Annotated in this window: 21 protein-coding genes; 6 read left to right on the top strand and 15 right to left on the bottom strand. The window is 49.6% G+C overall.

Annotated features, from left to right (window positions below; translation table 11 throughout):
* Nucleotide 1: 1 nt before the first annotated feature.
* Genes KQX66_RS15465 through KQX66_RS15455 form a run of 3 tightly spaced genes read right to left on the bottom strand, consistent with a single transcriptional unit; the run spans nt 2 to nt 2,732 of the window.
* On the bottom strand, nt 2-1,453 hold the full coding sequence (locus tag KQX66_RS15465; protein ID WP_216793734.1) for a sensor histidine kinase: 1,452 nt from the start codon (nt 1,451-1,453) through the stop codon (nt 2-4).
* Complete coding sequence (locus KQX66_RS15460) at nt 1,450-2,193, bottom strand: response regulator transcription factor (protein ID WP_216793733.1); 744 nt, start codon at nt 2,191-2,193, stop codon at nt 1,450-1,452. The genes KQX66_RS15465 and KQX66_RS15460 overlap by 4 nt, the downstream gene beginning before the upstream one ends.
* Entirely contained in the window at nt 2,190-2,732 is a 543-nt protein-coding gene (locus KQX66_RS15455; RefSeq protein ID WP_216793732.1) for a DUF309 domain-containing protein, read from the bottom strand. Before KQX66_RS15455 ends, KQX66_RS15460 begins: the two co-directional genes overlap by 4 nt.
* Before the next feature lie 141 nt (nt 2,733-2,873).
* Here KQX66_RS15455 and KQX66_RS15450 point away from each other — a divergent pair, with 141 nt between their 5' ends.
* From KQX66_RS15450 to KQX66_RS15440, 3 genes are all read left to right on the top strand, one after another.
* Nucleotides 2,874-3,308, top strand: a complete 435-nt coding sequence (locus tag KQX66_RS15450; RefSeq protein ID WP_216793731.1) for a hypothetical protein — start codon at nt 2,874-2,876, stop codon at nt 3,306-3,308.
* Nucleotides 3,309-3,335: 27 nt separating this feature from the next.
* A complete protein-coding gene (locus KQX66_RS15445; RefSeq protein ID WP_036685355.1) occupies nt 3,336-3,611 on the top strand; it encodes a YxcD family protein in 276 nt (91 codons plus the stop codon).
* Nucleotides 3,612-3,759: 148 nt separating this feature from the next.
* Nucleotides 3,760-5,694: a glycosyl hydrolase family 18 protein gene (locus tag KQX66_RS15440; RefSeq protein ID WP_216793730.1), complete on the top strand. Its 1,935-nt coding sequence runs from the start codon at nt 3,760-3,762 to the stop codon at nt 5,692-5,694.
* A gap of 59 nt (nt 5,695-5,753) precedes the next feature.
* On the opposite strand, the gene KQX66_RS15435 is transcribed toward KQX66_RS15440, so the two are convergent.
* From KQX66_RS15435 to KQX66_RS15420, 4 genes are all read right to left on the bottom strand, one after another.
* A complete protein-coding gene (locus tag KQX66_RS15435; RefSeq protein WP_216793729.1) occupies nt 5,754-6,713 on the bottom strand; it encodes an ABC transporter substrate-binding protein in 960 nt (319 codons plus the stop codon).
* Nucleotides 6,714-6,756: 43 nt separating this feature from the next.
* On the bottom strand, nt 6,757-7,788 hold the full coding sequence (locus KQX66_RS15430; RefSeq protein ID WP_216793728.1) for a FecCD family ABC transporter permease: 1,032 nt from the start codon (nt 7,786-7,788) through the stop codon (nt 6,757-6,759).
* The gene (locus KQX66_RS15425; protein ID WP_216793727.1) at nt 7,789-8,832 is read right to left on the bottom strand and encodes a FecCD family ABC transporter permease; all 1,044 of its coding nucleotides are present in this window, start codon (nt 8,830-8,832) and stop codon (nt 7,789-7,791) included.
* A gap of 268 nt (nt 8,833-9,100) precedes the next feature.
* Nucleotides 9,101-10,312: a Tm-1-like ATP-binding domain-containing protein gene (locus KQX66_RS15420; RefSeq protein WP_216793726.1), complete on the bottom strand. Its 1,212-nt coding sequence runs from the start codon at nt 10,310-10,312 to the stop codon at nt 9,101-9,103.
* 245 nt (nt 10,313-10,557) lie between these two features.
* Between KQX66_RS15420 and KQX66_RS15415 the strand changes: the two genes are divergently transcribed.
* The gene (locus tag KQX66_RS15415; RefSeq protein ID WP_216793725.1) at nt 10,558-11,388 is read left to right on the top strand and encodes a phosphoenolpyruvate hydrolase family protein; all 831 of its coding nucleotides are present in this window, start codon (nt 10,558-10,560) and stop codon (nt 11,386-11,388) included.
* 267 nt (nt 11,389-11,655) lie between these two features.
* On the opposite strand, the gene KQX66_RS15410 is transcribed toward KQX66_RS15415, so the two are convergent.
* The 3 genes from KQX66_RS15410 to KQX66_RS15400 all read right to left on the bottom strand — a co-directional run bounded on the left by KQX66_RS15410 (nt 11,656) and on the right by KQX66_RS15400 (nt 14,526).
* A complete protein-coding gene (locus tag KQX66_RS15410) occupies nt 11,656-12,879 on the bottom strand; it encodes a phosphoenolpyruvate hydrolase family protein (protein WP_216793724.1) in 1,224 nt (407 codons plus the stop codon).
* Between the two features lie 257 nt (nt 12,880-13,136).
* Nucleotides 13,137-14,108 carry an alpha/beta hydrolase fold domain-containing protein gene (locus tag KQX66_RS15405; protein ID WP_216793723.1) on the bottom strand — a complete coding sequence of 324 codons (972 nt, stop codon included), beginning with the start codon at nt 14,106-14,108 and terminating at the stop codon, nt 13,137-13,139.
* 133 nt (nt 14,109-14,241) lie between these two features.
* The gene (locus KQX66_RS15400; RefSeq protein ID WP_216793722.1) at nt 14,242-14,526 is read right to left on the bottom strand and encodes a CD3324 family protein; all 285 of its coding nucleotides are present in this window, start codon (nt 14,524-14,526) and stop codon (nt 14,242-14,244) included.
* Nucleotides 14,527-15,067: 541 nt separating this feature from the next.
* On the opposite strand from KQX66_RS15400, the gene KQX66_RS15395 reads away from it, so the two are divergent.
* Nucleotides 15,068-15,277, top strand: a complete 210-nt coding sequence (locus KQX66_RS15395; protein WP_216793766.1) for a hypothetical protein — start codon at nt 15,068-15,070, stop codon at nt 15,275-15,277.
* A 351-nt stretch (nt 15,278-15,628) separates the two neighbouring features.
* Here KQX66_RS15395 and KQX66_RS15390 read toward each other — a convergent pair whose 3' ends face one another.
* From KQX66_RS15390 to KQX66_RS15370, 5 genes are all read right to left on the bottom strand, one after another.
* On the bottom strand, nt 15,629-16,969 hold the full coding sequence (locus KQX66_RS15390) for a hypothetical protein (RefSeq protein ID WP_216793721.1): 1,341 nt from the start codon (nt 16,967-16,969) through the stop codon (nt 15,629-15,631).
* A 544-nt stretch (nt 16,970-17,513) separates the two neighbouring features.
* Nucleotides 17,514-17,813: a hypothetical protein gene (locus KQX66_RS15385; protein WP_216793720.1), complete on the bottom strand. Its 300-nt coding sequence runs from the start codon at nt 17,811-17,813 to the stop codon at nt 17,514-17,516.
* Nucleotides 17,814-18,003: 190 nt separating this feature from the next.
* Complete coding sequence (locus KQX66_RS15380; protein WP_216793719.1) at nt 18,004-18,198, bottom strand: hypothetical protein; 195 nt, start codon at nt 18,196-18,198, stop codon at nt 18,004-18,006.
* An 89-nt stretch (nt 18,199-18,287) separates the two neighbouring features.
* Complete coding sequence (locus KQX66_RS15375) at nt 18,288-18,917, bottom strand: immunity protein Imm33 domain-containing protein (protein ID WP_216793764.1); 630 nt, start codon at nt 18,915-18,917, stop codon at nt 18,288-18,290.
* A gap of 28 nt (nt 18,918-18,945) precedes the next feature.
* Nucleotides 18,946-19,479 carry a 3'-5' exonuclease gene (locus KQX66_RS15370; protein WP_216793718.1) on the bottom strand — a complete coding sequence of 178 codons (534 nt, stop codon included), beginning with the start codon at nt 19,477-19,479 and terminating at the stop codon, nt 18,946-18,948.
* Nucleotides 19,480-19,626: 147 nt separating this feature from the next.
* Between KQX66_RS15370 and KQX66_RS15365 the strand changes: the two genes are divergently transcribed.
* Nucleotides 19,627-20,187, top strand: coding sequence for an NAD(P)H-dependent oxidoreductase (locus tag KQX66_RS15365; RefSeq protein ID WP_216793717.1), 561 nt, complete (start codon nt 19,627-19,629; stop codon nt 20,185-20,187).
* Nucleotides 20,188-20,198 lie beyond the last annotated feature (11 nt).

Here is a 20,198-nt window from a genome sequence, read left to right as displayed (position 1 = left end):
ATCAACTGCCATATCGCTCCGGAGCGAGGAGCGGGAAGGTGATTCGGAATTCCGTGCCCTTCCCGAGCTCGCTTGCTGCCGCAATCGACCCTTTCATCCCTGTTACGAGATGCTTGACAATGGTCAGACCGAGCCCGGTGCCGTCCGAATCGCCGGAGCGCGACGGCTCCGCCTTGTAGAATCGGTCCCAGATCCGGAGCAGCTCGCTTTCGCTCATGCCGATCCCCGTATCGCGCACGAGGATAACGGCCTCCTCTCCCTCGGCCGCAAGCTCGACGGTAATCGTTCCCCCGGACGGTGTGAACCGGATCGCGTTATACAGCAGGTTGAGCAAAATTTGCGCAAAACGGTCCGGATCAAGCTCGCACCGCATCGTCGGCGTTCCCGGTATAGGACCGGTCAAGCGCACATGCAGCCCTTTGTCGGAAGCGGCACTCTGCACCAGCTCCAGCACCTCGCTCACCTTGGCCGGCAGCGCAACGGGGCGCGTCCGGAAGACGTCCGTTCCGTTCTGAATGCGGGCGAGGTCGAGCAAGTCGTCTACGAGCCGCTGCAGCCGCTGCACCTCATGATCGCATATTTTCAAATAATGCGAAAATTTCTCGGGCGGAATGACCCGGTCGTTCATCGCGACGATCAGCCCGCGCAGCGATGTCAACGGCGACCGCAGCTCATGCGAAACGTTGGCCAGGAACTCCTGGCGGTTATCGTCCCATTGCTCCAGCTGACCGACCATGAAGTTAAAGCTGCGCGCCAGCTCGCCGATCTCGTCGTCGGACGAGACCGGTACCCGCGTTGAAAAGTCCCCGTTCGCCACTTCAAGTGCCGCGTGGTTCATCTGCTGAAGAGGACCGGCCAGCTTGCGCGACAGGATGAAAAGAATGACCCCAACGGCGACCAAAGAGAACAGCAGCGGAACGAAAATATTCCAGCGAATGGCCTTTAGTGCTTCGCTGCTTTCTAGCGCAGGGACGAGCATCATGATGACGATCGGCTGGCCGTTCAGCTCCGCGGGCGTGTAATAGGCCAGCAGCCCTTCCCCGCCGTACGGATCGACCTTGTACTGCCCCGCCGAATACCCGCTCCCGCCTTTAAGCCCTTCGGCCAGCAGCGGGTCCAGCGGCTTCGGAATTGTCGTCCCTTCCCGGTCCGACGAGCCGTTCAATACCGTGCCTTTCGCGTCGACCAGCCATACGGAGCCGTTGATGCTGCGGCCGATAATCCGGCTGCCGAGCCGCAGTTCTCTTGTGGAAAGCGCCCCTTCCTGATACGTAGGCAGCAGCTTGACGACTTCGGCGGAACGCGAGCGCAGCAGCTCTTTTTTGTCCTTATAGAAGAAATCCGTAAAGTAAGAATTCCAAAATACGGCCAAACCTACGAACACGAGCACGCAGGTGGCGAGAAAGGAAAGAAAGATTTGAATATACAGGCTGCGCAGCCACCGCTTGATCATGTGCCGCGTACCTCGAACGAGTATCCGATGCCCCACAGCGTCTGAATCGTCCAGGCCTCATGGGAGCCGAGCTTCTTGCGCAAATTTTTCACGTGGGCGTCCACGGTCCGGGTACCGCCGCTGAAATCGAAGTTCCATACGTATCCGAGCAGATCCTCGCGGGTGTATACCCTGCCTGGGCTGGCGGCCAAAAAATGCAGCAGCTCGATCTCCTTGGGCGTCAGGTCGACTCTGCTCCCGTCTAAACTTACCTTGTACTGATCCAGGTCGATGTTCAAATTGCCGACCTCAAGCGGCTTCGAGGCATGCTCGGCAGGTACGGGCGCAGCGGTTCCCTGCTGCCCGGCGCGTCGCAGGACGGCCTTGATCCGCGCCACCATCTCGTTCGGGTCGAACGGCTTGACGATATAATCGTCCACCCCGAGGTTAAAGCCGCGCAGCTTATCGATCGATTCGCCCTTAGCGGTCAGGAAAATAATCGGCGTCCCGCCCTCCGATCCTGGCAGCTTGCGAATCTGGCTGCACAACTCGAAGCCCGATACGTCGGGCAGCATGACGTCCAAGAGCACAAGGTCGGGCGCTTCGGCCTTCACCCGCTCCAGCACCTCTCCGCCCCGGAAGTGCAGAATGGGGATATAGCCCGCATGCTCCAGATAAAGCCGAATGACTTCGACGATATGCGGCTCGTCGTCCACAACCATAATTTTCTGCGGTTCGCCGCTTATGTGCATCCGGCTCATATGCCGTCCCCCGTCGATCTGCGCTCCATCCTGCGCTGCTTTTGCAGCTCACGCTCCGCTACGACGCCGCTGCGGTCGCGTAGCGTATGCTTATGAACGAGATACGTATCGTTCAAGTTGCTCGGCTGTCCCCACTCGGCTTGCGCTTGAGCGGCGGCATCCCGGCATAAAGCGGTCAGCACCTCGTCCTGCAGCGGAATATCCAAATCGGTATAGACAAAATCGGCCTTATCCAGTTCTCGCAGACGCGCCTGCAGACGCAGCCGGAATTCGGCCGCGTCGATGCCGAGCTGCTCCAGCTGCTCGTCCTTAAACCGTTGGAGCGAGCTAGCAAGCATTTTGACCGCCCCGGCCCGATTGCCCCGCCGCTGGTGGTAGAGCGATACGGCCACTTGAATCAGCCCGACGCAAGCCTCGCTGCAAGGATCTTCCGGATGCTCCTTCCAATATTCTTCCATCACTTCGTGGCATTCGAAATAATCGCGCTCCGCATGGAAGTGCACCAAATATTGAATATACGCTTTGGTATAGTTAGGCATCGCAATGTCCCTCTGTTCATAAAAATGATCTTTTCATCTTCTATTGTAGCAAGTTCGTTTAAATTCTGAAACCATCGCCCACATTATACGTAGTAAGCTATGACAGGAAGTTTATTCTATATCAATGGAGGATGCAAAAAGATGTTGAAAAAGTTATCTCTCATTTTGATGGCTTGTATGCTGGTGTTTTCATTCACCGCACCCGGTATGGTCGACGCCAAAGGCTACAAGTCCTCGAAAAAAAGCTACACGCCCAGCAGTTCCAACACCACGCAAACGCCGAACAACGGCATCAATAAAACCGAACCGGCTGCTTCCAAATCGCCGGCCGGCACGGCGGCAACACCGGCAAAGAAACCGGGATTTTTCAGCGGCGGTCTGATGAAAGGCCTGATGATCGGCGGTCTGGCGGGCCTTCTCTTCGGAAGCCTGTTCGGCGGCATGGGCTTCCTCGGCGACTTGTTGGGCTTGATGGTGAACGTGCTTGCGCTTGTCGTACTGTTCGTCGTCATCCGCAAAATTTTCGTCTACTTCCGCGACCGCAAGAAATTCAAGGAAGAACCGAAGCGTTTCTAAATTTGAGGATAAAGAGGTTACCGGGATATGCGACTATCGGAGCAAGATATTATCAATGCGATATGCCTGAATATCGCCGAACGAAAGCAAATTCATCCGACGCAGGTTGAAGTGGAGCTCATGTGGGACGAGGACCATGGCTTCTCCGCCGAAGTGCACGCCGAAGGCCGCAGCCAGATCCTGATCGCCGCCAACATGCTGGAAGCGATCGAGCGCTACCTGCTCAAGGAGCAAAATATCCGCGTCTTCCGCGATCAAATCCAGCTCGTGCTGGAAGACGAAATCGTCGCCGATATCGGCTGACCTTCCGAACGACCCTTCAAGCGATGGCTTGGAGGGTTATTTTTTTGCATCCAATGGCCGCCTCATTCGGGATTCTATTATTTTCCTCGCAACTTCGAGGCCTCTTTTAACGTTTAATAGAGTAGACTGACCAGAAAGAGGCTGATGCATGTTGAAGCGCAACACCCTGCTGACGTTGTCCGTAATGACGCTCTTCCTCTCTTCCGCGGGCTCCGTTATGGCAGCCGACAAGACATCCAAGTTCCGCGTCTATCAGGATACCACCATGCTGCTGGAGACGTCCGATTACAAGTCCGCCGAAAATTATGCCAGACAGTTCGCGGACAGCCACGTCGAAGAAATCGGCACCCGTAAATGGGTATGGCATAACTACCCCCGCTACAAGGTATACCAGAACGGCTACAGCTCGACCAAATGGGAGTATGCCAGCTTGGATCAGGCGATACGCGAAGCGTCCAATTGGGGACATGCCAGCGTACGCGACCTGCAATCCGGCGGCTGGGTATGGAGCAATTACCCGAAATACCGCGTCTACCAAGGTGACGATATTACGATGGACTCCTGGAACTTCGAAACGTTGAACCAAGCGATCGCCGAAGCAAAAAAATGGGGCAACGCCCATATCGTCGAGCTCGGCACGCACCGCTGGGTATGGGACAACATTCCGGCCAGCCGCAAGGCGGAGCTGCGCAGCGGCAGCAAAATTTATCAAATCTATCAAGGTACATATTCCGCTGAGAATTGGAAGTTTGCATACTTAGAGGATGCCGTGAACGAATCGCTCAATTGGGGCAATTCGAAGATTGTGAACACCGAAACGGGCAAGGTCGTCTACTCCAACGTCAAACCGTATAAAGTGTACCAGTTCGACACGGTGCTGAATTCGTTCCTTAGCATTGACGAGGCGATAGCGTACGCCAAGCAGTTCGATCATACCCGGATCACCGATGACGAAGCGGCGGGACTTGACGGCACCGCGCGCGTCATATGGAATAATTATCCTTATTATCAAGTGTTTCAAAAAGACAAATGGATTGCGGACTTCTCTACGATCGGCGGCGCGCTATCCTACGCCATGGGTTATTCCAACGCCTCCATTCGACTGTACGACGACGGGTCCAGCATCTGGAACAACCTTCGCGATCTGCAGTTCTGGGGCTGGAACGGAAGCTCCAGCGACACCACGATCCGCAGTCAAGTAAACAACACCTCGGGGCTAGATGTCGTCTCCCCCACCTACTTTCAACTTGCCGACGGCTCGGGCAATGTGACCGACAGCTCGAACAAAGAAACCGTCGCTTGGCTGAAAAAGCAGGGGTATTCCGTCCATCCGCTTGTCAACAACCAGTTCGACACGGCGATGACGACGCAATTTCTCGCCTCGACGCAGGCCCGCAGCAAGTTCATTTCCGCGCTGGTCGATAAAGCCGTCGCCATCGGGGCGGACGGGCTGAACATCGACTTCGAGAGCGTCGCAGGCACGGACCGCTCCGCCTTCACGACGTTTATGAAGGAAATCACGGATGCGGCCCATCAAAAAGGACTTGTCATCTCGGTCGACCTGCCAAGAGGCAGCGCCGCATGGAATGCCAAAACCGCGTTCGAGCACGAAAAGCTCGGCCAGATCGTCGACTACGTCATCACGATGACTTACGACCAATATTGGAAGGGCAGTACCGAACCGGGTTCCGTAGCCGGTCTGCCTTGGGTTGAACAGGGCGTGCAGGAATTTCTGTCCTACGGCATTCCGCGCGACAAGCTGATCATGGGAATTCCGTTCTATGTGCGGGAGTGGAAGGTTGACAAATCCGGCAAGCTGGACAGCAACCGCGCGCTGCTGATGAAGGACTTGACCGGCCTCATCTCCTCCAAGCAAGCAAATCTAAGCTGGGACAGCCGCTTCAATCAGTACAAGGTCGAGTACGAGCAGGACGGCTTCAAGAACGTCTTCTGGCTGGAAAACGAAGAAACCGTCAAAGCGCGGATCGATATCGCCAAAAAGTACGAATTGGCCGGTGTGGCCGCATGGCGTCTCGGCTACGATACGAAGGAATTATGGAATACGATGATCCAGCAGAAATAATTGGTAATACGCAAAAGACCGCCGGGCTTGTTCGGCGGTCTTTCCTATGAGAGTAAGACTTAAGACTTTTTGAGCATCGTCACAATCTCCTGCAGCTGCTTCTCGATATCATGCGGCGTGTAGCCGAACCATGTATCGAGATTCAGCATATATACCCGATTGTTTTTGACGGCAGGCAGGTTCGCCCATAGCGCAGTTTTTGAAATTTCGTCCAGCCGCTTCATAGAATCGTCATCACCGAATACCGACACGAACAAATAATCAGAGGCGTACTCCGGAAGCAGCTCCAGGGACACCGGAACTGCCCAGAAATTCGGGTCCTTCTCGATTTCTTTCTTCACCAGTGGCGGAGGCGTCAGCTCCAGCGCTTTGTAGATGGTAAAACCGAAATTCCGTACGCCGTACACGTAAATTTCTTTCGGGCGAATGTTATAGATCGCCGCTGTTTTTCCCGGTTCGATGACGCTCTGAATCTGCTCCCGCACCGCTTGGAATTTGGCCCGGAACGCCGTGCTCCAAGCTTCCGCTTCGCTCTGGCGGTTCATGATATCGCCCATGACCTTAACATGACCGAACACGTCGTAATCCATCCACGGAATGACGACTGTCGGAGCGATTTTGGATAATTTATCGTACGTTTCCTGGTCAACGTCATCAGCGATGATCAGCTCCGGTTGGAGCTCCAATAATTTTTCGAAATTGTATTTTCCGACATCGCCGACATTTTCAATCCCAGCCGCTTTCTCTCCAAGATCCTTAAGGAGATAGGACGGGCCGCCGAGAGGTTTGACGCCAATGGACAGGAGATGGCTCACATATTGGAGCGTGACGACCTTTTCCGGCTTGACGGGAATTTTCGCCTCGCCCATCGCGTGCTTGTAGACGCGCTCTGACGCCGTCTTCGTGCCGGAGCTGTCGGCAGAAGCGGCCTGCTTGGAATCGGATGAATTGGCCCCGCAGCCTGTGATCACCAGGATAAGTAAAAATACGGAAATGAAGGAAAACTTTGATTTTCTCATTTTAGTGCCCCCTCTTGATCCACTGCTCTCGAGTACTCTTGATTTATCTCGCTCTGGCAAGCAAGTAAAGAAAATACGGCGCACCGATGATCGCAACAACAATTCCGGTAGGAATCTCTGCGGGCTGGATAACGACTCGCGCAATTGTATCGGCGACGATCATCAGCAGGCCGCCGACCAAGGCCGAGGCCGGAAGCAGCATTTCGTGTTTCGGACCGATCAAGCGCCGGGCCAGATGCGGACCGATCAAGCCGACAAAACCGATGCCTCCCCCTACCGCGACGCAAGCGCCAGCAATCCCGACGGCAGCGGCAAGCAGACCGAGCCGTTCCTTCTCAACGGGCGCGCCCAAGCCGGTCGCCATCTGTTCCCCGAGATTGATCACATTAAGCACTCTGGCTTTGTAAAACACATAAGGCAGCAGCACGATCAACCACGGCAGAAGGGAGACGGCAAACTTCCAGTTCGAACCCCAGATGCTGCCCGCCAGCCAGACGGCGACGAACTGGTAATTTTGCGGGTTCAACCGCAGCGTCAGCACCACCATTAAAGCGCTGATGCCAGCTGCGACGGCAATCCCGGTAAGAACCATACTTGTTGGCGACAAGCCTTCGTGCTTCTTATAAGCCAGTCCGTAGATGATGGCTGCAGTGACCCCTGCCCCGACGAAAGCGAGAATCGGCAATAATAAAACCGGTGCCGCCGTCTTCGACGGGAAAAACGAGATAAAGAGCACGACCATCAAGCCAGCACCCGCATTGATCCCCAGAATGCCCGGATCGGCCAGCGGATTGCGGGACAGCCCTTGCAAAATGCACCCCGAAACGGCCAAGCCCGCTCCGATCAGCACCGAGATAACGATGCGGGGCAGCCGGAAATCGAACAAAATAAGCTCCTGCTTCGCCGTACCCGCACCGAATAGCGTTCGAATGACATCGAGCGGTGACAGCCTGGTATATCCGGTGTTCATACTGATGAGAAAAGCAAGCACAATCAACACGCCCAGAATGGATAAAACCGTGACGGCCTGAATTTTTTTGCGGCGTTCCGTCGCTCCCATTTTCACTGCTTCCATCTACAGCTCCCTCCTCTGCTTGCGCGCCAAGTAAAGGAAGAACGGAACCCCGATCAAGGCGATCAAAGTACCGATCGGCGTCTCATACGGCGGATTGATCATTCTCGCCCCGATGTCGGCAACGACCATGAGCAAGCTGCCGAGCACCGCGGAGCAAGGAATAATCCAGCGGTAATCGACGCCGACCAGCGACCGGGCAATATGCGGAATGATAAGCCCGACGAAGCCGATCGCGCCAACCGCGGAAACGGCCGTGCCCGCAAGCACCAGCACGACAATGGCGCAAGCCAATTTCACCCAGCCCGTGCGCTGGCCCAGCCCCGTCGCCACTTCGTCGCCAAGGCTCAGCAGCGTAATGGACCGGGAAAGCAGCAATGCCGCGATTAGGGCGGCAATAACCCATGGAGTCATGATTTTGAGCTGTACCCACTTCGTCCCGGCTACCCCGCCGGCATACCAGAAAGCGAGATCTTGTCCGATGTTGAAATAAATCGCGATCCCCTCGCTGACCGCGACAAGAAGGGCAGTGACAGCAGCACCAGCGAGAGCAAGCCGGACCGGTGTCAGGCCGTTTTTGGACATGGAACCGACCCCGTACACCATAAACGCTCCGACCGCAGCGCCGAGGAACGAATACAGAATTAACTGCATGAACGGCATCCCCGGAAAAAAGGCGAAGCAGAGAGCAAGCACGAACCCTGCCCCCGCATTCAGGCCGAGCAGCCCCGAATCGGCAAGCGGATTGCGGGTCATCCCCTGCATAATCGCTCCGGCCACGGCGAAGCAGGCGCCGACCAGCGCTCCGGCAAGCGCCCGCGGAAGACGCAGCTCCTGAATGATCTGATGCTGGGTAATGTCCGGATTAAACTGAAACACGGCTTCCCATACGGTGGAAAGCTGGATATCCGCCGCACCGACGGAAATCGACAAGGCCAGCCCCATTAACAAAACAGCAAGTCCCGCAAACAAAACAATCGTTGCCGTTACCGGCCGGGACCGCAGCTTCGGCGTGGATTGGGGCGCAGCCTCCGTATGTACGCTCATGAGAACCATCCTTATCTTTGCTGGAATGAAGAGGTTTTTGCCTCGTGCACCATGATACTGATAATCATTATCAGTAAATGATTATACATGCAATATCCATTTCCGTCCATACTTTCAAGGAAGTTTTGGATAACGATGCCAGCGAAGTAAGAGAACTATGAGATACAATCCGAGCAACCATATCGGGTTGACTGCAATATAAAAAGCGGCCTTTCCCGGGCCGAGAGCCTCTGGAAACGCCGCTTCTGATCATTTTCGCTTATCCGATTTATTTTTTCATCAATTCGATTAGTTTCTTCGCCATAGCCAGAGCAAAGGCTTCGTCATTGACGTTATGCTCCAGTTCAACCAATTCGACACGTTCCCGGTCAAGATTCGTTCTTAGGGCATCAAACAACGCGGCGTCCTCTTCCGGTCCATAAAAGGGCTGACCCTCGCTATCGATCAGCGAGACTCCTTTTAGAGGCAGGAATAACGCGCAAGGGCCGGTCGAGCGGTTCAGTTTGGAGGCGATGATTTGACCCAATTGCCGGTTTTCTTCTACATTTGTTCTCATGAGCGTAATGGTCGCATTATGCTTATATAGATTTCGGCCTGCGTACTTCTCGGGAACCGTATCCATCGCTCCGAAATTCACCATGTCCAAAGCTCCGGTCGATACGACCTGCGGAATGCCTGCTTTGGCGGCGGCATCCAAACGGCCCGGTCCGGCCGAAAGCACGCCGCCCGCCAGCTCGTCGCACCACTCCGTTGTGGTGACATCCAATACGCCTTCGATAAAGCCGCTTTCAATCAACGTCTCCATTGCCATGCCGCCGCTGCCCGTTGCATGGAAAACCAGCACTTCATATCCCTGCTGCTCCAGGTATTCTCTTGCTTTATTTACGCAAGGCGTGGTCACCCCAAACATGGTTGCCGCGATCAATGGTTTATTTTCCAATTGCGGCGGAACGCCCTTCGCCATTCCGGCAATGGCATAAGCGGCGTTGGCAAGAATGTTGGCGGACAACCGGTTGATGCCCGAAATATCGACGACCGAATACATCATCGTAATATCTTTTTCCCCGACATAGGGTCTCGTATTTCCGGACGCAACCGTGGATACCATGAGCTTCGGAACGCCGACCGGGAGCGCTTGCATCGCATACGTGCCGATCGTCGTTCCCGCCGATCCTCCCAAACTGATCACACCGGCAACTTCCTTGTTCCGGTACAGCTCTGCCACGAGAGCCGCAGCACCTTTCATCATCACATCCATCGCATAGCCCCGGTCATCCTTCGCAACCAGCTCCTGAAGCGACGCTCCTCCTGCACGAGCGACCGTTTCGTTCGAAATGTCGGCATCCCAGCTTGTGCCGCCGATGACTCCCGTATTCATCACAATCGTGGATATACCCGAGCCTTCGATGATATTTTTAATAAATAAAATTTCCTTCCCCTTCGTATCGAGGGTACCGATAATGACAATTTTCCCAGTCATTGATGTGCCTCCTCTATATATTTTTTGTGTGATTGGCGGCGCTTACATATCTCTACTCTACTATCGCAGAATCGGACGGACAAAAGAATAGATTTAGGTAATATCAAGTAGGATTATGATAAGCTTTTCGGTTAGACCCTACCATAATACTAATTGAAATTACAATAATCTATGGTTTCGTGCTGCGCTTTCGGCCATACTGTCAGTACGGACTCATACTTATCTTGAGAAATGGAGACGATATCATGCATTCGACAAGACAACGTATACTGGCAGCCCTGCAGGAGAAGGTCAAGCAAGGCGGCTACATTATCGGTGGCGGCGCAGGTACCGGAATTAGCGCCAAGTTCGAAGAAGACGGCGGGATCGATCTGATCGTCATTTATAACTCGGGAAGGTTCCGGATGGCCGGACATGGTTCTTTAGCCGGTCTTATGCCGTATGGGGATGCCAACTCGATCGTAATGGAAATGGCAAGCGAAGTGCTGCCGGTTGTGAAGAAAACGCCGGTTATTGCGGGGGTATGCGGTACGGACCCGATGCGGGTCATGAGCCGTTTCTTGAAACAGATCAAAGACGAAGGCTTTGTCGGCGTCCAAAACTTCCCTACGGTCGGACTGATCGACGGCAACTTCCGCATGAATCTGGAAGAAACGAATATGGGCTACGATAAAGAAGTCGAAATGATCCGGCTGGCGCATGAAGAGGATTTGCTCACGACACCTTATGTGTTCTCCGAGCAGGATGCGGTAAAAATGACGAATGCCGGCGCAGATATTCTTGTCATTCATTTAGGCTTGACGACCTCGGGAACGATCGGGGCCCAGACCGCGAAGACGTTGGACCAGTGTGTCGAAGAGATTCGCTCCATTGCGGCTGCGGCGATCCAAGTCAGACCGGACATTCTTATTCTGTGTCATGGCGGTCCGATTGCCGAACCGGACGATGCCGCCTATGTGCTGGAAAGATGCCCGGAAATTCACGGGTTTTACGGGGCAAGCTCCATGGAACGTTTGCCCACCGAGCGTGCGATCCGCGAGCAAACGCAGCGTTTTGTCAGCTTACGCAGAAATTAAGGAACGGCCATATCCCAAGGATCAATTCCTTGGGATATTGAACTTGTTGAGAAAGTGGTCAGAGATCAGTACAGGTAATACGAGGGGGTGGGGTATACACTTCCGGTCGCTCTTGTCCGCAGGAAATTTTGATTTGAAGCCGCTTCGCAGCTGATATTTCCCGCGGACAAAGGCGAACGCTATCGCTCCTCCAGTGCATACCCCACCTCCGTATGTTCCTCTGTATTAGTGAAGACCACTCTCTCAACAGCCTACATATCCCAAGGATTAATTCCTTGGGATATTGTTATTATTATTGGAAATTTCTTTCCACTCGCTTGGCGTCATGCCGGTTTCCTTTTTGAACAGTCTGCTAAAATAAGACGCGTCCTCATAGCCGACCTGCCGGGCGATGTCTTGAATGCTGCTGTGTTCATTTTGCAGCAAATCTTTGGCGGTACCGACTCGCGTCTGAATCAGCCATTCGGAGAAGCTGATCCCCATTTTCTTTCTGAAAAGCTGGCTCAAATAGTTGCGGTTCAGATGAAGCTCTTTGGACAAATGATCAAACGTGATCGGCTCATGAAGATGCATGGTCACATACGAGGTGATATAGCGGACATAGTCAGCCTGCTTGATCGCCGTGTGCAGATCCAGCTGCTGTCTGAGCTGTTTGTTTTCCGACTTGACTTCCTGGTATTTTTTGAACAGCTCCGTCACCCGGATGATGCTTGCCTCTGTCGGAATTCTTTCGAAGCTGGAGCCGCCGATGTAGCCCATCGCTTTCGTATGGCTGTAGATGTACTCGGCATTTTCCGGGGAATTGACAGGCCCTCCGTAGACAAGCTTGAAAATGTCCGGATTGACCGTTTCGGCGGCTTTAAAGATTTTGTCGGATAGAGCTGCGCTCTCTTCCAAGCTTATGGCGAGCTTAACCCCCGAGCTTCCGCCTTTGGTAAATCCAAGGTGTGCGCAAATGATATGTGCCCCGGCAGCAGCCATCTGAGCAGCCTGTTCTTCATTAAAGACAAACGCAATGGTAAACAGGCCCTTCTCACTGGCTTTACGTATGGCGGCGACTTCCCTATCGAAAGATATTCCCGCTTCCTGGAGCGCTTCGCCAAACACACCGTCGATCAATCCGACCGTCGGATAATTGGTAATTCCCGCGAATCCGGCATCGCGGATCTCGTCCAAGTAATCGTCCAGCACAATCCCCGGATCGGTGGCGCATAAACCAAAAATACACGGAATGGAGCTTACATTGCGAAGCACCTCTTGGATGCCTGTCTCCATAACCATCTCGTTGCTGTTGCCGAAAGGAAGCAGGCTGGCCGTCGAGCTGTACCCCATTAAGCGAAACCGCCCCGCATTCAGGACCAGAATAAGGTCTGCGCCGCCGATTTCGGCATATTTGGCAAAAAGGCCGCAACCGACGGCTGCGCCTATAATATGTTTGTTTTGTTCTACCGCTTGGTTGAGCTTGTGTACGATCCTTTTCAGCTCTTGCATGAAAGTCAGTCCTTTTTGTCAGTTACCCCTATTTTACCACCTCTCTCTGATTTATTAAAAACCACTCTCATCGCTGCCGCTCTACAGCAACTCCTCCAAGTCGCTCACGGGTGGCTGGCAGGCATAGTTCTCGCAGACGTAGGCTGTCGCCCGTCCGCCGAGCGGCCGCTTGTCCTGTACGAGCGGGATCAACCGCCCTATCTCTTCCACAGCACTAATGTCTTGGCTTCCACGCCACTTTTAAATCAGTCTTAAAATCAAAGTAACTCCAAGGCTTTCAGCAAGGCGTATTCACTTGATTTGGCGCCTTCTTGAGAAAAATGCGCATTCGGAAACATTGGAGCCAAATGGTGGTAACCAGGGTATACATGTAATTCAACTAAAACACCGTCAAAGGCTAGTTGTTTTGCAAACAATAAGGCTTCATCTATGAACAAATCAATGCTGCCAATGCTTATATAAGTGGGTGGTAAACCGGCCAGTGATTTTGCACGCGCTGGCACGTAATACTCGCTTGTCCCTTCTTGACCGGGTTCATGCCCTAATACCGATTTCCAACCGAAATAATTGCTTCTTTTTGTCCAAACATACTCGCCAGCATATGGATGCTCCGGTGAAATACTCGTGCGGTCATCAAGCATTGGGCTGCGCAGTCTTAGATGCTGGATGTCGAATTCCTTCTGATCGCGAACGTACATGGCTAGACCCGCCGCTAATCCGGCGCCGGCGCTGCTGCCCGCGACAGCGACTTTCTGAGTATCTATCGCTAATTCATCGGCATGTACAATGCACCATTTCAAGCCCGAATAACAATCCTGCAACTGACTTGGCTGAATATGTTCCGGCGCCAGGCGGTAGGACACAGATACGCAGCAAAAACCATGTTGCGCAGCCAGTGCCGCATTCCCTTGGCGATCAACAACCGGACTGCCCAAAACCATTCCCCCACCGTGAATCGAATAATATAAGGGCATCTTATTGTACTTTGGTTGGCGGGGTTTAATCATTTCTATGCGAATGTCAGGACCGCCAAAATAACTTGGCACCGCCCTTTCTTCGAATATAACAGGAAACAGCTGCGTTACATCGGTTTGCGGCAACATTTTTGCTTGATTTTCCCGTGATTCCATGAGCGTATTCTCGGAAAGATCGCTTGTCGGTATTAAATCAATTGCACTAATAATCTCCTGGTCGATCAGATGTCTGCTTCTGCCTTTTTGTTCTTTCATAGCTACCGTTTCCTCGCTTTCTTGATCATTTCATTCACTACTCCTATTCTAAAGAGCGCAATAATCAATTAAAATGTAAACCATAACTTAGAGCTGTTTTCGGCATAAAAAAACACTGACGAAGAAACCTTCATCAGTGCCGTTCTCTACTTCTATTTCCCGAATAAACAATTTTCTTAATGGTTTCAATGGAGAGAAAATAGTCCTTAGCAAGCTGTTCAATACTGCTATTATTCTTAAAAGCGTGTCTAATAGCCGCATTTCGGTGATCTAACCACTGCCTTCCGCCACTCAAGCTTCCCCAATGTTTATGTTCCTTCTCCTGCTTAGGAATGTAAATGCTCTCACCTTGGACATATTGTTGAATCTCTATAATTAGCATTTCGGGTAATATTTTTTTTGCATTCGTATATTTCAATTCGCTTCACTCCTTATTATTAGAAATAAGGTGCAAAGCCAACTATTGAAGAAAAATTATTCAGCGTTTAGAAATCATTTCGCCCCATGCAAAGTAACGCTTCTCCAATATTGGCTTTGCATGAGTGAAAGAAGTCACAGACAATCTCAAGAGATTCTCCATCAGTAAAGCACCCCCTTTACTTTGTGAGTATACCATATTTCAAATGAACCATGTCAACACCATGAGCGTGGTGAAAAAGCAAAGGACAATTATGTTGATTGAGCTTCATCAACATAAGCCACAAAGACAGATGCAACATATAATGTATATCGAAATCTTTGTGATTTCCGTTTCCTCTTTGATCTCTCTCAGAACTGCTTCCTAGGCCTTCTCATCTCTTTCTGGGAAAAATCAACATTGATACTTGCTTGTTTCATGTTTATTGTAAGGATTAATACACAGTATTTACATGGATATGTATAGGTTGTTTGAAGTTATTTCAAATGAAAACTAGTTATTTTAATCATTTTACCTTTACTTTAAAGGAGTGGCCCTTAACATGGATCAAGTGGATAAACAAATCCTTTTTCATCTTCAAAGCCAGCCCGATTCAACACGTTCACTTGAGGAATTTGGCAATCAATGTGACAAATACGGCATCTATACCATATTGATTGTCATGTCAGCGCCAATTGATCATAAATTTCTCATCCAGTCTCTTGAGGAAACATGCAGTTATTCTGAACTCATTCACAAAGAACAGCAATAAAGCCATGTTTCTTGTCGGATTTCCATTTAGCAAACGGAGCAGTTTGACCTATGGTCAGCCGCTCCATAAGATTGATTTCGAAGATGACGATGTACTTCATTGAAATCACACTCTATTCCTTTAGTAGTTAACTACCTATCTCATGGTAAATTCCACTTTTCCAGTTACGGCAACCTTCTTCAGGATTGGGACTCAGAGTAATTATCCTACCAAAAAAACATCAGCCTGCGACCTGCAGTTCCAGTATGGAACATACAGATTCACAGGCCTAGTACATTTTCATTCATGGTGGCCGTCAGGCCATGTTAGTTTTGGGGCAGCCCCTTTACTCCAAAACTTTCTCGCGGATGCTTAATCGCTTGTAAATTTCGCCAAAAGGACGTCATAATTGCCGTTGGAGCTGTCCTTTTGGAACGAACCCGTAACCACATAACCGCCGTCATTGGTCGTTGCCACACGCTTGCCTATTTCACCAGTGTTCCCAAAATCATACATATTCGACCATAATGCATTTCCTGCGTTGTTGACTTTCATCAGCACCAAATCTTCTTTACCAACTTGCGGACTCGTCAGCCCGGTCACGATATAATTACCGTCCTTGGCCGCTTTGACATCATTGGCAAAATCGCCATTCGTGGAATGAAACTGGTTCGCCCACAACTTGCCTCCTGAAGTGCTGACCTTGGTTACAAAGATGTTATACCCCTGGGAACTGTTCGGCTGACCAAAGTTGTTGATGGACCCTGCAGCCACATAGCCACTGCTCGTTGCGGCAACACCATGTAGCATGGAATATTTGTCCAGAGTAGATTCGAATTCCGTCGCTCCGGAGCCGGATACTTTTACCATCAGCCCGTACATCGCTTGTTCCGTCCCTCCTGGAATGGTTTGTTTGATGGTTTTATATCCGGCGCCCACATAGCCGCCGTCCGGTGTTACGCTTACGCCATAAAAGCGGTCTTCCAGATTCACCTGACCGTATGTCCGGCTCCATTGAACATTACCGCTGGCATCCACTTTAAGCATGAAAGCATCAGTCGTATACTGGCTGTCTCCCTTGGCGCCGACAATGACGTAGCCGCCGTCATGCCCGATTTCCATCGCTGCAGCCTCTTCTTGGCCTGGCCCGCCGTATGTTTTTGCCCATTGTATCGCTCCATTGGCATCTGTCTTCGCCAAGTAGATATCTTTAGAACCACTCGCATTGCTTGTCCCGGCGATGATATACCCGCCGTCGCTCGTTTGCCGAACCTCGGCACCGGTTTCTTCCGCGGCCCCGCCAAGCGCATATGCCCATTGAAGCGCCAGGGATGCGTCCGTCTTGGCAAACAGGATATCCTCGTTTCCATTAACCGTGGTAGAGCCTACGAATACATAGCCGCCGTCGCTTGTCTGCACGACGGATTCGCCGAAATCGCGCTGCGAGAAGTTGAATGTAGTGCCCTTCTGGAGCGCTGGAGGAGCAAGGCTTGCTAATGGCTGAAGTGTAGAAATTGAATTTTTCTCATCTGCGTTTTTGTTTTGGCTGAGTAGATTGGTGACCTTGACTTCTGCATTTTTGACGGGTACCTGATTTGAGGCTTCAGGAAAACTATCCGTTGTCGGAAGGCTGGATTCATGGGCAAAAGCAACTTGGGAGAAAAGCAGCAGCGCAGCAGCCAAAGAAGAAAGTACAGGAATCGATTTTTTCATAATTGCCTCCTTTTTTCATGTAAATATTATATTTGGATATACTTAACATATTATCATATTTTTTGATACAAAATCGGCAAATATATTCCAAATTCGTTAACATTTTTTTCTTTTTTTGCAAAATGGTTGGCCATGATGATACCAAACAGTATAAGGACATACGTAAACGCCCCCTGCCCTCCCCAAACTATAAAAAAACAGAACCAATAAATAGGGTCTTGACACAAGTCTTTGACAAAAATTTGTTCCGGTAAAATAAAAAATCCGCGATTTACGCGGTATTTAATCGACCTATATTTAATCCAAAGTGCACTCTTTCAATCCCTTTTTTTGTCATTTACTTTCACAGTAAAAAGGCTTAACACAATGGTTAGAATCACATATGTCCAAAAACCATGAATTTCAAATCCGGTGAGATACCTGTCAAGTAATCATAACTTAATCGGTGTTAACACAATATATACTGATTAAAGTAATGATTCCCAAACCAGAAAACAAGAAGTGTAACAAGTAGGTTGAGCAGGTTTCTCATTTACAGTCCTCCTTAACTTTCCTTCGATATCTCATTCCACTTATACAAGACTTGGTAAGCTCTGACTGCAATATTTGCTTCGTCAGCCATAATGGTAATGGAATCATCGGGATACGAAACGATAATTCTGATAATAAATTCAAAATCATTTTCGTCCAAGTAATAAATCTGGTAAATCACTTTTTCTTTACTATTGTGCTCGTTAATCACTGTCGCATCCTTAAATTCCGCATTCATAATTTCTGGTACAGGCACAAAAGTACGAGAATATGCATTTTTCTTGAAACCATATAAAATCAACACGTTTTCCATTTTGTTTCCTCCACGATGTTTGTCGTCCTTTGCATAGTAAAGGCATTTACAATATTACATACTCCTTTTACCGATAAAAGATTCATATTTATGAAACAAAATAAAAAAAGCCACTATTTTATAGCGGCTTGTCGGAATAACTCGCTTAAAATGTACATAAGAAGGGACAGATTTTGTCTGCCCCAAATGCTTACTCAACAATCTTAAATTCATAAATTACATTATTGTCGGTATCACGAATTAATGCCTTCCCCTTTTTTACTGCTGCGACTTTAGTATAACCACTTTTGCGATTAGATGTTACATCGATATATCTGCTACCATCTTCTACAGATACAAATCCATTATAGATTTTATAACTACGATCACCATGATCTCCGCTCACACTTAATGTTACATACTCCCTATGGGACGCTAGCTTTAAGAGCTTGAGACTGCGATCTGGAACATCTAAACGTCATATCATCGTTTTCCTTACTCATGAATACTCCAATCATAATTCTCGATTCTAGCAAATTTTGCAGTTTCACGATCTCTCTCATATGCACAAGGCACAGTGTCATTTATAAACGCTAAGATCGAATCATCCATGTTCAGCATCTTCCCTACAGAAATAAATTGAAAATTATTCGCATCTGCATTGAACCCGTCTTCTTCGTGACCACTGAAGAAGACCCAGCCTAAATCACTATCGTCGTAGGGTTCAAATCTCAGCATCAAGTTAAATTCGTTTCTTGACAGCACGTCATTACTTACCGTAACTCTTTGTTCCAAATAGTAATCCATATCCATGGCATACGGGTCATCCAGCTGAGTATCGCATATATGTACCAGATTGAAATGAATCAAATCTCCATAATGAAGGGATTCAAGATAGTGTGGTTTGTTCATCAACTTGCCACAGAAATCGGAATCTTTTCTTTCGAGGATTTCAACCCACATTCTTTCTCCTTCATACCCGTTATCCAACGGTTCTTCAGCCATAAAAATTAACTTAACGAGATCGCCTGCCTTTAGTTGGTTCAAAACATAGTCACTCGGAAGATAAAATGTATATGGCGCTTCTTTATGAAGATCAACTGCACGATCTAGTTTCCATTTCATCAAGTCCCCACGCTCCTATAAGCACAAGTCAGAATTCCAGCTTGTCAAAAATCCTTACAAATATCTTTGCAATATTCCAGGCATCGTCAATTCCCCGATGGTGAGTACCTTCCAGCGGCAGCTTAAGCATCTCGAGCGCCCTTGCCATACCTACTCCCCGCTCTTTGCCAATCATCTTGCCATGTTGATGTTTAATGCTGATATGATTGGCAAGCCAATCCGTATCTAATCTATTTAGTTCACAATCCTTCGTTAGTTGACTTTTATCATAAAAGCCCCAAGAACATAAGATATAATCTTCCTTGCCAATCCACTCTTGAAATTGCTGAATGGCTTGCGGAAAGTATTCTGCTTGATTAACATCCTCTTGTGTAATGGAAGTTAGTTTTTTGCAGAAATCAGATAACCAAGGATTTAATATCGGCTTAATAAACATTTGAAATTCATCGACAAATTCAAGTTTGTCATTAATTTTAACAGCACCGATTTCAATAATTTCGTTTTGTTTCGTTCGGTCATTTTCCCAACAAGTAGCCTCTAAATCAAACACGATGTAATTCACTTTGTATCAGTCCATTCATTTAAGCTGGTAAATTCCATAACTGACACTCACCTTTTTGTAAGTACCTGTACTAAAAGTGCATACTTACAAATTTGCAGCGTGCACTTTATACTCAAAAAGTAAATCATACTCAAGGAGGACAAAGCTGTGAAAACTCTTGTTATCGTAACCCACCCAAGCATAGAAACATCCGTCATCAATAAGCGATGGGTCGAAGAACTCAGAAAGTACCCTGAAAAGTATACGGTCCACGAATTGCATAAGGTGTACCCTGACGGAAACATCGACGCGAATAAAGAACAGGAACTCATCGAATCGCATGGCAATCTTGTTTTACAGTTCCCTATTTATTGGTTCAATTGCCCGCCTCTCTTGAAGAAATGGCTTGACGATGTGTTAGCTTATGGCTGGGCTTATGGTTCAAAAGGCGATAAATTAAAAAATCGCAAAGCTGCTTTAGCCGTATCGGCCGGAATTAAAAAAGAAGACTACAGTGAAGCCGGTAGATATCGCTATACGCTTGACCATTTATTGTCTCCTTTTGAAACGACTTTCCGGTACTGCAATGCGGATTATCGTTCGTTCTTTGCATTTTACGGTAAGGAAAGTGCACCTGGCGAAAATGTACCAGGCGAAGAAATCGAGTCCCCTGCCAGCGAATTGGAAAAGAGCGCACAAGATTATGTGAATTTTATCGACAACCTGTAAGCATCAGCTGC

This window comes from Paenibacillus oleatilyticus (assembly GCF_018998565.1).
Classification (GTDB): domain Bacteria; phylum Bacillota; class Bacilli; order Paenibacillales; family NBRC-103111; genus Paenibacillus_G; species Paenibacillus_G oleatilyticus.
This window is presented reverse-complemented; position numbering and strand designations above follow the sequence as displayed.

Bases quoted from the DNA above. Each gene is read 5' to 3' on its own strand.
- KQX66_RS15465 (WP_216793734.1), bottom strand. From the start codon at position 1,453: ATGATCAAGCGGTGGCTGCGCAGCCTGTATATTCAAATCTTTCTTTCC.
- KQX66_RS15460 (WP_216793733.1), bottom strand. From the start codon at position 2,193: ATGAGCCGGATGCACATAAGCGGCGAACCGCAGAAAATTATGGTTGTG.
- KQX66_RS15455 (WP_216793732.1), bottom strand. From the start codon at position 2,732: ATGCCTAACTATACCAAAGCGTATATTCAATATTTGGTGCACTTCCAT.
- KQX66_RS15450 (WP_216793731.1), top strand. From the start codon at position 2,874: ATGTTGAAAAAGTTATCTCTCATTTTGATGGCTTGTATGCTGGTGTTT.
- KQX66_RS15445 (WP_036685355.1), top strand. From the start codon at position 3,336: ATGCGACTATCGGAGCAAGATATTATCAATGCGATATGCCTGAATATC.
- KQX66_RS15440 (WP_216793730.1), top strand. From the start codon at position 3,760: ATGTTGAAGCGCAACACCCTGCTGACGTTGTCCGTAATGACGCTCTTC.
- KQX66_RS15435 (WP_216793729.1), bottom strand. From the start codon at position 6,713: ATGAGAAAATCAAAGTTTTCCTTCATTTCCGTATTTTTACTTATCCTG.
- KQX66_RS15430 (WP_216793728.1), bottom strand. From the start codon at position 7,788: ATGGAAGCAGTGAAAATGGGAGCGACGGAACGCCGCAAAAAAATTCAG.
- KQX66_RS15425 (WP_216793727.1), bottom strand. From the start codon at position 8,832: ATGAGCGTACATACGGAGGCTGCGCCCCAATCCACGCCGAAGCTGCGG.
- KQX66_RS15420 (WP_216793726.1), bottom strand. From the start codon at position 10,312: ATGACTGGGAAAATTGTCATTATCGGTACCCTCGATACGAAGGGGAAG.
- KQX66_RS15415 (WP_216793725.1), top strand. From the start codon at position 10,558: ATGCATTCGACAAGACAACGTATACTGGCAGCCCTGCAGGAGAAGGTC.
- KQX66_RS15410 (WP_216793724.1), bottom strand. From the start codon at position 12,879: ATGCAAGAGCTGAAAAGGATCGTACACAAGCTCAACCAAGCGGTAGAA.
- KQX66_RS15405 (WP_216793723.1), bottom strand. From the start codon at position 14,108: ATGAAAGAACAAAAAGGCAGAAGCAGACATCTGATCGACCAGGAGATT.
- KQX66_RS15395 (WP_216793766.1), top strand. From the start codon at position 15,068: ATGGATCAAGTGGATAAACAAATCCTTTTTCATCTTCAAAGCCAGCCC.
- KQX66_RS15390 (WP_216793721.1), bottom strand. From the start codon at position 16,969: ATGAAAAAATCGATTCCTGTACTTTCTTCTTTGGCTGCTGCGCTGCTG.
- KQX66_RS15385 (WP_216793720.1), bottom strand. From the start codon at position 17,813: ATGGAAAACGTGTTGATTTTATATGGTTTCAAGAAAAATGCATATTCT.
- KQX66_RS15375 (WP_216793764.1), bottom strand. From the start codon at position 18,917: ATGAAATGGAAACTAGATCGTGCAGTTGATCTTCATAAAGAAGCGCCA.